13 protein-coding genes and 1 tRNA gene are annotated in these 14907 nt (G+C 29.3%); 12 read left to right on the top strand and 2 right to left on the bottom strand.

Annotation, left to right across the window (positions count from 1 at the left end; all coding sequences use genetic code 11):
• The 10 genes from pglF to L8X28_RS02220 all read left to right on the top strand — a co-directional run bounded on the left by pglF (window position 1) and on the right by L8X28_RS02220 (window position 8861).
• Window positions 1-1764, top strand: a complete 1764-nt coding sequence (gene pglF / locus L8X28_RS02265; RefSeq protein ID WP_263665402.1) for a UDP-N-acetylglucosamine 4,6-dehydratase (configuration-retaining) — start codon at window positions 1-3, stop codon at window positions 1762-1764.
• A 113-nt stretch (window positions 1765-1877) separates the two neighbouring features.
• Entirely contained in the window at window positions 1878-2255 is a 378-nt protein-coding gene (locus L8X28_RS02260; RefSeq protein WP_039619063.1) for a chemotaxis response regulator CheY, read from the top strand.
• Between the two features lie 12 nt (window positions 2256-2267).
• Entirely contained in the window at window positions 2268-3104 is an 837-nt protein-coding gene (locus tag L8X28_RS02255; RefSeq protein WP_263665401.1) for a 50S ribosomal protein L11 methyltransferase, read from the top strand.
• A complete protein-coding gene (gene ftsH / locus L8X28_RS02250) occupies window positions 3104-5026 on the top strand; it encodes an ATP-dependent zinc metalloprotease FtsH (RefSeq protein ID WP_263665400.1) in 1923 nt (640 codons plus the stop codon). Before L8X28_RS02255 ends, ftsH begins: the two co-directional genes overlap by 1 nt.
• Window positions 5026-5643: a phosphatidylserine decarboxylase gene (locus tag L8X28_RS02245; protein WP_263665399.1), complete on the top strand. Its 618-nt coding sequence runs from the start codon at window positions 5026-5028 to the stop codon at window positions 5641-5643. Before ftsH ends, L8X28_RS02245 begins: the two co-directional genes overlap by 1 nt.
• The gene (pssA, locus tag L8X28_RS02240; protein WP_133319743.1) at window positions 5640-6350 is read left to right on the top strand and encodes a CDP-diacylglycerol--serine O-phosphatidyltransferase; all 711 of its coding nucleotides are present in this window, start codon (window positions 5640-5642) and stop codon (window positions 6348-6350) included. The genes L8X28_RS02245 and pssA overlap by 4 nt, the downstream gene beginning before the upstream one ends.
• 61 nt (window positions 6351-6411) lie before the next feature.
• Window positions 6412-6966: a PepSY-associated TM helix domain-containing protein gene (locus L8X28_RS02235; protein WP_263660189.1), complete on the top strand. Its 555-nt coding sequence runs from the start codon at window positions 6412-6414 to the stop codon at window positions 6964-6966.
• Between the two features lie 49 nt (window positions 6967-7015).
• Window positions 7016-7105 (top strand) — tRNA-Ser (locus L8X28_RS02230).
• 99 nt (window positions 7106-7204) lie between these two features.
• Window positions 7205-8674, top strand: coding sequence for a DNA methylase (locus tag L8X28_RS02225; protein ID WP_263665398.1), 1470 nt, complete (start codon window positions 7205-7207; stop codon window positions 8672-8674).
• On the top strand, window positions 8667-8861 hold the full coding sequence (locus L8X28_RS02220) for a hypothetical protein (protein ID WP_263665397.1): 195 nt from the start codon (window positions 8667-8669) through the stop codon (window positions 8859-8861). Before L8X28_RS02225 ends, L8X28_RS02220 begins: the two co-directional genes overlap by 8 nt.
• 18 nt (window positions 8862-8879) lie before the next feature.
• Here L8X28_RS02220 and ciaB read toward each other — a convergent pair whose 3' ends face one another.
• Window positions 8880-10715 (bottom strand): invasion protein CiaB, encoded by a 1836-nt coding sequence (ciaB, locus tag L8X28_RS02215; protein ID WP_263665396.1) that lies wholly within the window; start codon window positions 10713-10715, stop codon window positions 8880-8882.
• Window positions 10716-10779: 64 nt separating this feature from the next.
• On the opposite strand from ciaB, the gene L8X28_RS02210 reads away from it, so the two are divergent.
• Together L8X28_RS02210 and L8X28_RS02205 are read left to right on the top strand one after the other, a co-directional pair.
• A complete protein-coding gene (locus L8X28_RS02210) occupies window positions 10780-11184 on the top strand; it encodes an acyl-CoA thioesterase (protein WP_133319755.1) in 405 nt (134 codons plus the stop codon).
• A gap of 64 nt (window positions 11185-11248) precedes the next feature.
• On the top strand, window positions 11249-12178 hold the full coding sequence (locus L8X28_RS02205) for a ribose-phosphate pyrophosphokinase (RefSeq protein WP_039619082.1): 930 nt from the start codon (window positions 11249-11251) through the stop codon (window positions 12176-12178).
• Between the two features lie 32 nt (window positions 12179-12210).
• Here L8X28_RS02205 and L8X28_RS02200 read toward each other — a convergent pair whose 3' ends face one another.
• A complete protein-coding gene (locus L8X28_RS02200; protein ID WP_263660185.1) occupies window positions 12211-14907 on the bottom strand; it encodes an AAA family ATPase in 2697 nt (898 codons plus the stop codon).

Below are 14907 nucleotides of genomic sequence, written 5' to 3'. Positions count from 1 at the left end.
ATGGATTATAAAAGCAAACGCTTAGGATTTTTTCTAGGTGCTGATATTTTACTTTTTGTTATAAGTATTTATTTGTCTTTTTCTTTACGCTTTAGTGCAGACATCCCAAGTGAATTTTATGAAGGTATGTTTAAAAGTGCTGTGATTTTGATTTTACTTAAAATCATTTTTCTAGCTTTTTTTAAAATTTATCAAGTTGCTTGGAGATTTTTCTCCCTTAATGAAGCGCGTAAATTAGTCATCGCTTTAGCTTTGGCTGAGCTTGTATTTTTAGCAATTTATTATTTTTATGATGATTTTTTTAATCCTTTTCCAAGAAGCGTTATAGGAATAGACTTTGTTTTATCTTGTATGCTAATTGGAAGTTTGCGTATAAGCAAAAGAATGATAGTTGATTTTAGAAAGCCAAAATACAACGAAGAACATCCTTGTATAGTAGTTGGCGCCACTTCAAAGGCTTTGCATTTATTAAAAGGAGCTAAAGAAGGGAGCTTAGGACTTTTTCCTGTAGCTGTAGTAGATGAGCGTAAAAATTTAATAGGTACTTATTGTGATAAATTTATAGTTGAAGAAAAAGAAGCAATCAGAAAATATACTGCTGAAGGAATTCATACTGCTATCATTGCTTTAAAACTTGAGCAAGAAGAATTAAAAAAGCTTTTTGACGAACTCATTGCTTATGGGGTTAATGATATAAAGCTTTTTTCTTTTACGCAAAATGAAGCAAGAGATATAAGTATCGAAGATTTATTAGCGCGTAAGCCAAAAGATTTGGATAATGCTTGCGTGATTGATTTTATCAAAGATAAAGTAGTTTTAGTTAGTGGGGCTGGTGGAACTATAGGAAGTGAGCTTTGCAAACAATGCATTAAATTTGGCGCAAAACGCTTAATCATGCTTGATCATAGTGAGTATAATTTATATAAAATAAATGAAGAATTAAGCTTACATAAAGAAAAAATCGAACCTATTATGATGAGTATATTAGACAAAGAAGCGTTAGAGAAACTTTTACAAGAAAAAAACATAGATTTGATTTTACATGCAGCAGCTTACAAACATGTACCTTTATGTGAGCAAAATCCACATTCAGCTATTTTAAATAACATCATTGGTACTAAAAATTTAATCGATCTTGCAAAAGCTTATAAAGTTGCTAAATTTGTTATGATAAGCACTGATAAGGCTGTAAGACCGACTAACATCATGGGTTGCACAAAAAGAATTTGTGAACTTTATACATTAAGCTCAAGTTGTGAAAATTTTGAAGTAGCTTGTGTGCGTTTTGGTAATGTTTTAGGATCAAGTGGAAGTGTAATACCTAAATTTAAAGCTCAAATTGCAGCTAATGAGCCACTTACTCTTACTCATCCTGATATAGTGCGTTATTTTATGTTAGTAGATGAGGCTGTGCAACTTGTTTTACAAGCTGCGGCTATTGCCAAAGGTGGAGAATTATTTGTACTTGATATGGGTGAGCCTGTTAAAATCATGGACTTAGCTCAAAAAATGCTTTTACTTTCTAATAAAAAGTTAGAAATCAAAATCACTGGGCTTAGAAAAGGTGAAAAACTTTACGAAGAGCTTTTAATCCATGAAAATGATTTAAAAACTCAATATGAAAGTATATTTGTTACCACTAGTGATCTTAAAGATTTAAAAATTTTAAATCAAGAAATAGAAAAATTACTCCACAGCACAGATCCTGCAAAAGTTTTAAAGGAGATTGTGCCTGAATTTAATCACAATAAAAACGGAGAGTGATTAAATTCTAATTTTATTTTAAAATGATATAATATAAACTTTTAATTGATTAATAAAAATAAAAACGATACAATTACAGTTTTATGTAATTACATCAAGATAAAGGAAAAAAAGTGAAGTTATTAGTAGTTGATGATAGTTCTACCATGAGAAGAATAATCAAAAATACCCTTGTAAGATTAGGCCACAAGGATGTTTTAGAAGCTGAACACGGGGTTGAAGCTTGGGATTTACTTTCACAAAATGATGATATTAAAATTTTAATTACTGACTGGAATATGCCTGAAATGAATGGCTTGGAATTAGTAAAAAAAGTAAGAGCGGAAGAAAAATATGCTGATATGCCAATTATTATGGTAACTACAGAAGGTGGTAAAGCAGAAGTTATTACCGCCTTAAAAGCAGGCGTAAATAACTATATTGTAAAACCTTTTACTCCTCAAGTGTTAAAAGAAAAACTTGAAGATGTTTTAGGAACAAACGAAGGCTAATTATAAGTTTTTATGCAAACACATTATTACGAACTTTTTTTTCAAACAGACAAGGAATATTTAGATTTATTCCTTGATCTTATCTTTTCTCTAGAGATAGACGCTATAGAAGAAAAAAACAATGGTATTTATATAAGATCAGAAGAAGATATAGAACTCATTAAAATAGCCTTGCATGATTTTCATCAAAAATTATGTCAAAAACTAAATACTCATATTAATTTCCACTCTACCTTAGAAAAAAAAGAAAATAAAAATTGGATAGAAGAGTATAAAAAAGGTATACAAGCTTTGACGATCGATAATATCCATATTCACACCACTTGGCAAGAAGCTAAACAAGATAAAATTAATATCATTATAGATCCTGCTCTAGCTTTTGGCTCAGGACATCATGAGAGTACTTATACTTGTATAGAATTTCTACAAAAATATACAGATAATTCCAAATTTTGCTTAGATGTGGGTTGTGGAAGTGGAATTTTAAGCATTATCATGGCAAAACTTGGAGCCAAAGTACAAGCTTGCGATACAGATGAATTAGCTATAGTTGCAAGTAAAGAAAACGCAAAATTAAATCAAATTAGCTTTGATGATATTTGGGTAGGTTCTATTAATAAAAGCTTACATAAATATGATATAGTTGTGGCAAATATCATTGCCGATATATTGATCATACTAGAAAAAGATCTTAAAGAAAAAACCAAAGAAGGTGGAATTTTGATCTTATCTGGTATATTAAATAAATATGAAGAAAGGATTAAAAATAAATTCAAAGATTTCACTTTGTTAGAATGCAAACACAAAGGAGAATGGTTGAGTTTAGTTTATAAAAAGGAATTGCAATAATGAATAAAAAACCAAATGATTTAAAAGATAATCAAAACAATAATAACTTTTTTAACAAAAATCCCATTTTTATTTTTGCTATTTTTGCCATTGTGATGATTCTTTTATTTAAAGGATTTTCAGATGATGGTAGCATAGGTATTATGGGCGGAGAAAACACTAAAAAAGTTACTTATTCTGAATTAAAAACTTTAATTGAAAATAATCAAATTGCCCAAGTTAATATAGGTCAAACTACTATAAAAGCTGTATCTAAAGCAGGAAATATGGTATATATTACCAAAAAAGTTCCAAATGATGCTACTTTTGTTCCTTTACTTGACTCAAAAGGCGTTTCCTATGGTGCTTTTAATGAAAGCAATTGGTTTATAGATATCTTACTTTCTTGGGTTTTGCCAGTATTTATTTTCTTTGGTATATGGATGTTTTTAGCTTCTCGTATGCAAAAAAATATGGGTGGATCTATACTTGGTATAGGAAGTTCTAAAAAACTTGTAAATTCAGAAAAACCGAAGGTTAAATTTAATGATGTTGCAGGTGTTGAAGAAGCAAAAGAAGAAGTTAAAGAAATTGTTGATTTTCTAAAATATCCTGAAAGATACATCAATCTTGGAGCAAAAATTCCAAAAGGACTTTTGCTTGTTGGTCCTCCAGGTACAGGTAAAACTTTGCTTGCAAAAGCAGTGGCAGGCGAAGCTGATGTGCCATTTTTTAGCGTATCAGGTTCATCTTTTATAGAAATGTTTGTAGGAGTTGGTGCTTCTAGAGTAAGAGATTTGTTTGAAAATGCTAAAAAAGAAGCTCCAGCTATTGTATTTATAGATGAAATCGATGCTATAGGTAAATCACGCGCAGCAAGCGGTATGATGGGCGGAAATGATGAAAGAGAGCAAACTTTAAATCAACTTCTAGCTGAAATGGATGGTTTTGGTACCGAAAGCTCACCAGTAATTGTTCTAGCAGCGACAAATCGTCCTGAAGTACTTGATGCAGCACTACTTAGACCGGGGCGTTTTGATAGGCAAGTTTTAGTAGATAAGCCTGATTTTAAAGGTAGATGTGATATTTTAAAAGTCCATATGAAAGATGTTAAAATTTCACCTGAAGTAAAAGTAGAAGATATTGCAAGATTAACAGCAGGTCTTGCGGGTGCTGATTTGGCAAATATCATTAATGAAGCGGCTTTGCTTGCAGGTAGGGATTCTAAAAAACATGTGGAGCAAAAAGACTTAGTAGAGGCAGTAGAAAGAGCCATAGCAGGACTTGAGAAAAAATCACGCAGAATTAATGATAAAGAGAAAAAAATCGTAACTTATCATGAGTGCGGCCATGCTTTAATAGCTGAAACTACAAAAGGTGCTAAAAAAGTAAGTAAAGTTTCTGTTATTCCTCGTGGTTTAGCAGCTTTAGGATATACACTCAATACCCCTGAAGAAAATAAATTTTTAATGCAAAAACATGAACTTTTAGCTGAAGTTGATGTGCTTTTAGGAGGACGCGCGGCTGAAGAAATTTTCATTAAAGAAATTTCGACAGGTGCAAGCAATGACCTTGAGCGTGCAACTGATATTATCAAAGCTATGATTTCTATGTATGGTATGAGTGAAATTGCTGGCTTAATGGTACTTGAAAAGCAAAGAAATACTTTCTTAAGTGGTGGGCAAACTGTAAAAGATTATTCTGATAAAATGGCTCAAGATTTAGATGAGTATGTAAAGAAAACATTGGATGAACGCTATGCAGGTGTAAAAGAAATTTTAAAAACCTATAGCGGTGCTATAGAGGTGATGGTGCAAGCACTCTATGAAGAAGAAACTATTGATGGTGCCAAAGTAAGAGAGATTATTAAAAACTATGAAGAAGAAAATAATCTTCCAACACGCCTAGAAGAAAAAGAGCAAGAAGCTACTAAGGAAAACTAATGAAAACAAATTTTATTGCAAAAACTGGTTGGAGTTTGCTTATAGTTCTAGCTATAGTTTTTGCAATATTTCAATTTATATGGGGATTTTCTTGGCTTTTATGGTGTATTTTTATATTTTTTATTTATCTTTTTAGAGCTAAAAAAATTGATTATATAGCAGATCCAAACACCATTATAGCTCCCATAGAAGGAAAAATCAAATGTATCAAAACAAGCTCGTATAAAGAACTTGGCGAGTGTATAGAAGTGCAAATTATCAATAATATTTTTTCCCAAGGAAATATCATAGCTCCGCTTGATATGAATATAGAAGAAACTAGAATAAGGCACGGACTTTTTTTATGTCCATTTATGAAAAATACAAATTTAATGGGTGAAAGAATGTTGTTTTTAGCTAATTCCAAGAGCAAACAATGGGCATTACGCGTTATTTTTGGAGCATTAAATAGAAAAGCTCATATTGATGATTTTGGCCATCATTTAAACCATGGACAAAATATAGGTTTTATGTTTGATGGCAGTGTGAGTTTATTACTTCCAAAAGACACTAGAATTTGCGTAAATGAAAATGATAAAGTACGCATTGGTACATTAATAGGGTATTTAAATCCATGAATTTTAAACTAATTTATATTTTACCTAATCTTTTTACAGCCGCTTCCATATTTTTAGGTATTATTTCAGTGATTGCTTCTATTAATCAAAACTTTGATAAAGCATTAATTTATATCATTTTATCATTAATTTGCGATGGTTTAGATGGACGCGTTGCAAGAGCTACCAACTCTACTTCTAAATTTGGAGTTGAGTTTGACTCACTAGCTGATTTAATAGCCTTTGGTGTAGCACCTGCTATGCTTTTTTATATGAGCATAGGTTATGAATATGGTCGTTTTGGCTCATTAATAGCTGGTTTATTTGTAGTTTTTGGCGCTATACGCTTGGCAAGATTTAATGTCACAACAGGAACTTATGAACCATCGGTTTTTATAGGTCTACCTATACCAACAGCAGCAGTTGTAAGTGCTTTATGGGTAAGTGCTTATTTATATTATGATTTTTTACATGATTTTTCTTTAATAATAATATGTATCCAAATGCTTCTAGCCTTTTTAATGGTAAGCAACATAAGGTATCCAAGTTTTAAGAAAATCGATTTAAAAAGAGCAAATGTTTTGAAGGTGTTAATCCTTTTAGTAATTTTATTTTCTATGCTTTATCTGTATTTTTTAGAAAGTGCATTGATTATTGCTAGTTTATATGTGCTTTATGGGATTGTTCGTAGTTTTTTTACCCTAGCTCGTAAATTTAAAAAATATTAATTTTATTTTCACTTCATTTTCTATCAATATACTTTTTATTATTTTTCAAAAAGGAGTAAAAATGAATAAAAACAAATTATTCAGACAAATTCACATTTACATTAGTTTATTTTTCTTACCACTTGCATTTTTATATGCAATCACAGGTTTTGCTTATATAGCTGGTTTTGATGGAGAAAGTGGAGCTAAAATTCAAAATTACAAAGTTCAAGCTATTATTCAAGAGGGTGCTGAAGCTGAATTTTTAATTGATTTTTTAAAGAAAAACAACTTAAAAATTCCTTCATCTTTGGAACCAAAGCTCAACAAAAAAGGCGATGGCATAGAACTTGGGACTATAAATTATATAGCAAGTATTATAAAATTAGATGAGAATAACTATGAAATTACAACAAAAGATAGAAGCTTGCTTGGAAATATGATTTTACTTCATAAAGATAAAGGTATGTGGTACTTTTCTGTACTTGGGTTAGCTTTTGCACTTGCTATGATAATACTTTATATTTCAGGACTTTTAATCACTATTATAGCTATACGCAAAGATAGAGGTAAACAAATAGCAGTTTTAGGTGCTGGTTTTATTATAACTTTAATCATAGCTTATTTCAGTGTATAAATTTAAGGTATATCTTATAAACAATAAGATATACTTTCCCTTTTAATACGGACAGATGGGTGAGTGGCTGAAACCACACCCCTGCTAAGGGTGCAGATCTTAACGGGTCTCGAGGGTTCAAATCCCTCTCTGTCCGCCACCTTATAAATTTCATTTTATTTCATCTATTTTAGTAATTTTTATTGTTATAATTAATACCATCAAAACTTAATAAATCTAAAGGCAAGCTTCACATACTATGCAAATTTACGCTTCTATTGACTTGAAATCTTTTTATGCATCAGCTGAGTGCGTTTTAAGAAATTTAGATCCTTTAACAACTAATCTTATTGTAGCAGATGAAACAAGAACGGATAAAACCATCATACTAGCAGTTTCACCCGCGTTAAAAACTTACAATATACCCGGTAGATTAAGACTTTTTGAGTTTAAACAAAAAATCCATTCAATCAACCAAGAAAGACTAAAACAAGCTCAAAAACACCACTTTAAAGCTAAAAGTTTTAGTATATTAGAACTTGAAAATGATTTAAATTTAGAATTAGACTACATTATTGCTAAGCCTAGAATGGCTACTTATATAGAATTTAGCACAAAAATATACAGCATTTATTTGAAGTATTTTGATGCTAAAGATATTCATATATACTCTATTGATGAAGTTTTTATCGATCTTAGTTCTTATCTTGAAAAATACAAACTTTCAGCTTATGAGCTACTTACTAAGGTTTTACTTGATATTTCACACACAAGTAAAATCACCGCAACAGCAGGTATAGGCACAAATTTATACTTAGCTAAAATTGCTATGGATATACTCGCTAAAAGACAAAAAGTAGATGAAAATGGCTTGCTTATAGCCTTTTTAGATGAAAAATTATATAGATATAAATTGTGGCAGCATAAACCTTTAAAAGATTTTTGGCGTATAGGTAAAGGTATTGCCTTAAAACTTACAGATTTAAACATTTATACTATGGGAGATCTTGCAAGATTTTCTTTAAAACATGAAGCTTTGCTTTATAAACACTTTGGTGTTAATGCTGAACTTTTGATCGATCATGCATGGGGCGTTGAAACTTGCACAATGAAAGATATTAAAAATTACAAATCACAAAATCACTCTAAAATCATGGCTAAGGTTTTGCCTTTTGCATATGATAATAATCAAACAATAAAAGTTTTAAAAGAACTTGTAGATCATTTAGTACTTGAACTTATACAAAATAACCTTAAAACAAACCATATCACACTAGATATACAATATGATAAAAGCAATTTAGAAAATTCAAGTTTTTTTGATTCTTACAAAGGAGTTATTACTAAAGATAATTACGGAAGAGCTATACCTAAAAATGCTCACGGAAGTATGAATTTAGAAAATTTTACCCATTCTTTAAAAATCATCAACAAAAAAACCTTAGAACTTTTTTATAAAATCAGTGATAAAAACTTAAGTATTAGAAAAATCAGCCTAAGTTTAAATAATATCACAGATAAAGCTCAAGAAAATTTCCAAGAATTAAATTTATTTAGTGATTTTAACGCAATTTTGCAAGAAAAAAATCAACTTGAAAAAGAAGAAAAGCTCCAAAAAGCAAGACTTCAAATCATGCAAAAATTTGGTAAAAAAGCTATTTTAAAAGCTTCAAGCTTGGATGATGAGACTAAAGAAATTACTTCTTTAATAGGAGGTCATAATGCATGATGATTATAAAGATATAATAGATATAAAATATCAAAAATCAAAACAATTTCCACCAATGTCAAGAGAAAAAAGAGCGGCACAATTTACTCCATTTTCAGTACTAAATGGCTTTAGTAAAGCTATTTTAAAAACGCAAAAAGATATGGAAAAAGCATTAGAAAATAGTAAATATCAAGAAGAAAGCTAAGTTCTTCTTGATAAAATTTTATTTTGCATTAGAGTATTTTTCAAACTCTCCACTTTCATCGATTTCATTGCCATAAAGTTTGTGTAATTCATAGTAGTATTTTACAAATTCTTTACACTCTTCATCAAGCGGTAAAAATACCTCATCTTCTAAAACACAAAATTCGTCTAAATAATTTTTAGCATCTTCTTTTAACATATAATGTCTTGCTAACTTATAATAATTTTGCATAAACACAGCCTTAAAGGCTTCATAAGCTTCCTCATCAAATTTAATGTTTAATTTCTCATTTGCAAAAGATAACACCCCTGATTTAAACAACAATGACAAATGAATCAAACCTTCTGTATAATAAGGCTTAACCTCCTCTACTCTTTGCCAAGCAATCAATCCTATAGCCCTTTTAATAAGCTCATAAAATACAGGAAGCTTTAAATCATCTTCTTCATGTAAAAAGAAATTCACAAGCCCACCCGCAGTAGCTTTAAACTCTTCTATATTTTTAAACACGCCACTTTCATTCATTTTCTTTTCACTATCATTTGCCACAAAGAAAATATGCCCAAACTCATGACCTATGGTAGAAACTTCATAAATTCTTTTCCATAATTTTTCATTGTAAAATAAAATTTCTCTACCATAATCTAAAAATTCTTTTTCAAATACCATAGAAGAAAGCTTCATAAAGGGCTTAGTTTTAGCATTTTCATAAACATAATTTAAAAAAGCAAAGATCTTTTTACCTGCTATATTGCTTACATACTCATCATTTGGCACTACTTGAGCAGAAAAAAGCCCCTTAAGCTCTGCTCCATAAAAAATCATAGGCATACAAATATAAAGCTGAGTTTTTTCAAGATTAAAATTCACTTCATCAAACAAAACTTCATTTTCTTCATCTAAATTTGCATACACCATTGCAAAACTTTCTTTGATTTTACCTTTAAACTCACTCCCATTAAAATCACTCACATCTTCTAAGCGTATATCCCACTCAAGTGCTACTGCATGTGTGTAAGAGTCTTCATAGTATTCTAAAGGATGGCCGATTTGTAATGGGCATTTTACTTCCATCCACGCAAGCTCTGCTTCTTGCCATTTTTTAACCACTTCATTATTATCTTTTTCACAAAAAGCAAATTTTAATTTTTCTATATAATCAATATAAGCATTTTTTTCATCATCTAACACACAATTTCTTAGTTTTTCTAAAAGTTTATCAAACTCATATTCAAGCTTTAAAACCTCATTTTCAAAAGCTTTTGCATAAGGTAAAAATCTCCAAAGTGTTCCTATTTTAACTAAAGCCCCATAGCTTCTTTCACAAATTTCACCATCTTGATTAAGCTGATAAAGCTCATTTTGTTTTAAAAACTCCAAAGCATCGCTTAAATTTGGAAATTGTTCTTTTAAGATTTTATTATTTGTACCTAAAATTTGCTTGCTCCAAACAAGCTCAAAAGAATTCATAACTACGCCTATATTATGCACACCTTGAACTAAAGCCAAATAAAACTCATCAAGTAAATTTTTACTCTTAATCTCATCTATTAAATCTTGATGTTCTACCTCATAAAAGGCTCTTACCAAAGAAAAAACTTTATATTTTATTTGAGAAATTTCTTCTTCATTTAAACCTTTTTTCTCAAGTTCTTGGACTAAATTTTCCTCTTTTAAATCCACCAAACGACGCAACATTGCCAAAACATTGCTTTTTTCATTTTCAAGATTAGCTAGTTCTAAAGCTCTATCTATCAAAGGATGACTTTGATTAGTTTGAAGTATATTATAAAGACTATTGATATTTTGTTTCCTATTTTTCACAATTTTTGCTATTTGCTTAAAATCATTCATTTTTTACCTTTCTTTATTTTTAAAACTTAATTATAATGTTTTTTTTAAAACACAAGGAGAATGTATGAAAGATATGGGAGAACCTAAACTAAGAGTTATAGCTATGCCAAGCAATACAAACCCCGCTGGTAATATCTTTGGTGGTTGGATCATGTCACAAATTGATCTAGCTGGAGCCATTGCAGCAAGGGAGCTTTCTCCGCAAAGAGTAGTAACTGTAGCAGTGGATAAGATCATTTTTAAAGAACCAATTTTTGTAGGTGATTTGGTATCTTGCTATGCAAAAATCATCAAAGCAGGTAATACTTCTATCACCGTAGAAGTAGAAGTAGTTACCCAAAGAGCCAATGATTATGGCCGTGTATATTGCATGCATGTAACTTCAGCTGTGGTAACTTATGTAAGTGTAGATAAAGATGGAAATAAACTTCCTATTGATGCGGATTTAAAAAGATTACACGGCTTTTGATATGTTTTATTGTATTTTCAAAAAAAATTTTATATCATCACAGAAAACTTTCTAAGGCTTATATATGCGCGGATATAAAATATTTTCTGGTTCAGCAAATGAGGAATTTGCTAAAAAAATCTCAAAATACCTTTCACTGCCTCTAAGCAATGCGGGTGTGAAGCGTTTTAGTGATGGTGAAATTAGCATTCAAATAGATGAAAGCGTGCGTGGTAAAGATGTATTTATCATTCAAAGTACTTGTGCTCCAACAAATGATAATCTAATGGAACTTTTAATCATGACAGATGCTCTGCGTCGCTCAAGTGCAAGCTCTATCACAGCTATCATCCCTTATTTTGGTTACGCTAGACAAGATAGAAAAGCAAGTCCTAGGGTGCCTATTACTGCAAAATTAGTAGCAAATCTTATAGAATCAGCCGGTGTGGATAGAGTAGCTACTATAGACTTACATGCTGGACAAATTCAAGGCTTTTTTGATATACCTGTGGATAATCTTTATGGAAGTATTATTTTTAATGATTATATTAAAAATAAAAACTATAAAAACCCTATCATTGCAAGTCCTGATATAGGCGGTATAGCAAGAGCTAGAAGCGTAGCAAAAGCTTTAGGACTTGATATAGTTATAGTAGATAAAAGACGCGAAAAGGCTAATGAAAGCGAAGTGATGAATGTCATCGGTGATGTAAAAGATAAAGAAGTAATTTTGGTAGATGATATTATCGATACAGCAGGAACCATAGTAAAAGCTGCTGAAGTATTTAAAAGCAAAGGTGCAAAGTCAGTTATAGCTTGCTGTACCCACCCTGTGCTTAGTGGCGTAGCTTATGAAAGAATAGCCAAAGATGCGCTTGATGAGCTAGTAGTAACTGACACTATACCTTTAAAACAACAAATGGATAAAATCAAAGTCCTAAGCGTAGCACCTATTTTTGGCGAGGTAATACGCAGAGTTTATCACAATGAAAGTGTGAATTCTTTATTTGTATAAATTCTTTGCAAGGATAGCCTTGCAAAGAAAACTTATTTTAACTTAGATGATAAAAGATTATAATCCTTTTTAATATCTTTAAGTTTTAATGAATTTAATATTTTATTTTCAGTTTCGGCTGACCAATATATTTTTAATCTTTTCTTAGCTCTTGTTATAGCTGTATAAAATATATTATGTGTTATTTGTTCTTCTATTTCATCTGAAATAATTATAGAAACATTATCATATTCTAAACCTTGTGCTTTATGTATAGAAATAGCATAAGCTACTTGAAAAGGAATAGCATGCTCTTTTTCATCCTCTTCATCAGAATTTATTTCATCTACTCTAAAAGTAATTTCTGTATATTCATTATTAAATTTTTTAGTAATTTTAAAATCTTTTTCACTCTCTTCGCTTATATTTTTATAAACATTTACCACAAAAAAAGCACATCCTTTTCCTTTCTTTATATCTACTATCGATCCTTTTAAGTTGTTGTGAATGACTTGTCCAAATCTTGAAGAAGATTCATTATTAAACAATATAGGATCGTCTATTTTATAATATAAGCTATTAAATTGAATGTATTGCTTAGGATTATTTTCTTGTAAAAGCCTATTTATATTATTTACACCATATAACCCACCATAATTAAGGCATAAAATAATCTCATCTTCTTTTTGCGTATTAAAATTAAAATTTTCTATTTTTTCAGATATTTTTTTCTTAGAAAGCTTTTCAAGTATATTTTCCCCTAGCTCTCTTACTTCTTTCCATAAATCTTGCAATCTTTCATCATTAGTTCTGTAAATATGTTTTAGCTCTATTTGCTTATCTTTAAAAAAGTTTTGAGCAAATAAAAACCAATTTCCAAAATCAATAGCTTCTATTTGATATACATCTCCAACACAAACCAAAACATCACATTTTACTTTATCTAAAAATTCAAACATATGTTTATTATCAATCGTACTACACTCATCAACAATCACAACATCATATACTTGCTCTTTTCTTTTTTTTACGCAAGAAGATACAACATTAAAACTCCATAATGGATTTTTTATTCTTCTTTTTATATTATCTAATGCTGTGTAAGTATTTGTCAAAAATAATATATTTTTATCTTTAAAAAAATTAGAAATATATTCTATTAATGTGGTTTTACCTGTTCCTGCTGCACCATATATCAATGCTAATTTTGAATCGCAAAACATTTTTTCTAGAAAATTCTTTTTTTCTTCACAATCTAAGTTGTTATTCTTTAGCCATTTTTCTATATCTTTTTGATAATTTTCTATGCCACTTTGGGTAAAATTTTTAAGCTTTAAAATAATATTTTTTATCGCTGTTTCATCTTCATTAATATATAAATATTTTTCATATAATATTTCTATATGTCTTTTTGGCTTATGGTCTTTATACTCAATAGAATCATTGTGTTTTCTAACTAGTTCTAAAATACTTTCTTTAGAAATTTGCCCAAAATCCTCAATATCCTTATATAAGTTTCCATGAATTTTTGAGTTATTTTTAATAGTTCTGGCTAATAATTCATGCTTTCTATCTTTCACATCTAAACACTCATATAAGTCAATTAATCTAGGATTATGTCCTGTCAAAGAAGTACAAAAAGGCATATCTTCAAAAGGTATGGAGGAATTTTTTAAATATAAATTTGATAATTTTTCATTAGCAAAATCACCTTTTTGATATTTTATAACAACATTGTTCATACTATTTAATAAATAACTAAGGATATTTTTTCCTTTTTTATTATTTGTAATAATATCCCTTGTCTTATCAAGACATTTAAAAAAATCATTAAATTTATTTTCACTAAATTCATTCTTGATGTTTTGATATTCTATATCATTTAATTTTACAATATCTAGCAAGCTCAATTCATTGTATTTTAAAAATTGCATGATTCTCTCATACTTTGCATTTCTTGTAAAATTAACATTAGCTAATCCAAAAATAGCACAAAAATTCTTTAACTCACAAGGTCTTATGCTTACATTCCAATTGATTATTAATATAATGGGTATCTTAAATGATTTCAACCATATACTAGTATCATATAGTTTTAATTCAACAGCATAATTATCAGGAATATATTCTTTTGAAAAAGCTATGATTTTATCAAATTTACTTGTATAGTTTTTAGCTAATGCAAATGTTATCTCATAATATATTTTTTTATCTACAACAAATGGCTTGACTTTATGTATATAAAATTTATCAGTTCTTTCTCTTTCAAATACACTTGTATTATTGATTTTATTTACAACTCTTTCATAATATTGCAAACTTAGATTATCAAGCTTAATAGGAAATTCATATATATTTTGCAAGATATCTAAGTTTAAATTATTTTTACAAAATTGCTTTATTTTAATTAAAATAGAAATATATTTTAACATCAATCTTTCTGAAGTTTCCTCATCTGGAGTGTAATGTGAAGATGTTATTTGTAAAAAATTATGCATTTTTCTAATATTTACATATTTAGCTTTATCGCTTATATATACAATTGCAACTTTTATATTATCATAGTGACTACTAAAATTATTATTTGTATCTCTATTGTAAATATACAAAGCAATATGCTCTATTAAATTCCTTAACTCATTAAGTATATTTTGAGATAAAAACCCTCTATCATCCTCATGTTTTTTTATATTTTTATTAAAATTTTGACTAATAACTATAATTTGTTCTAAAACAGATTTATCTTCCAT

It is taken from the genome of Campylobacter sp. CNRCH_2016_0050h (genome assembly GCF_025772605.1).
In the GTDB taxonomy this organism is placed as follows: domain Bacteria; phylum Campylobacterota; class Campylobacteria; order Campylobacterales; family Campylobacteraceae; genus Campylobacter_D; species Campylobacter_D lari_D.
This window is presented reverse-complemented; position numbering and strand designations above follow the sequence as displayed.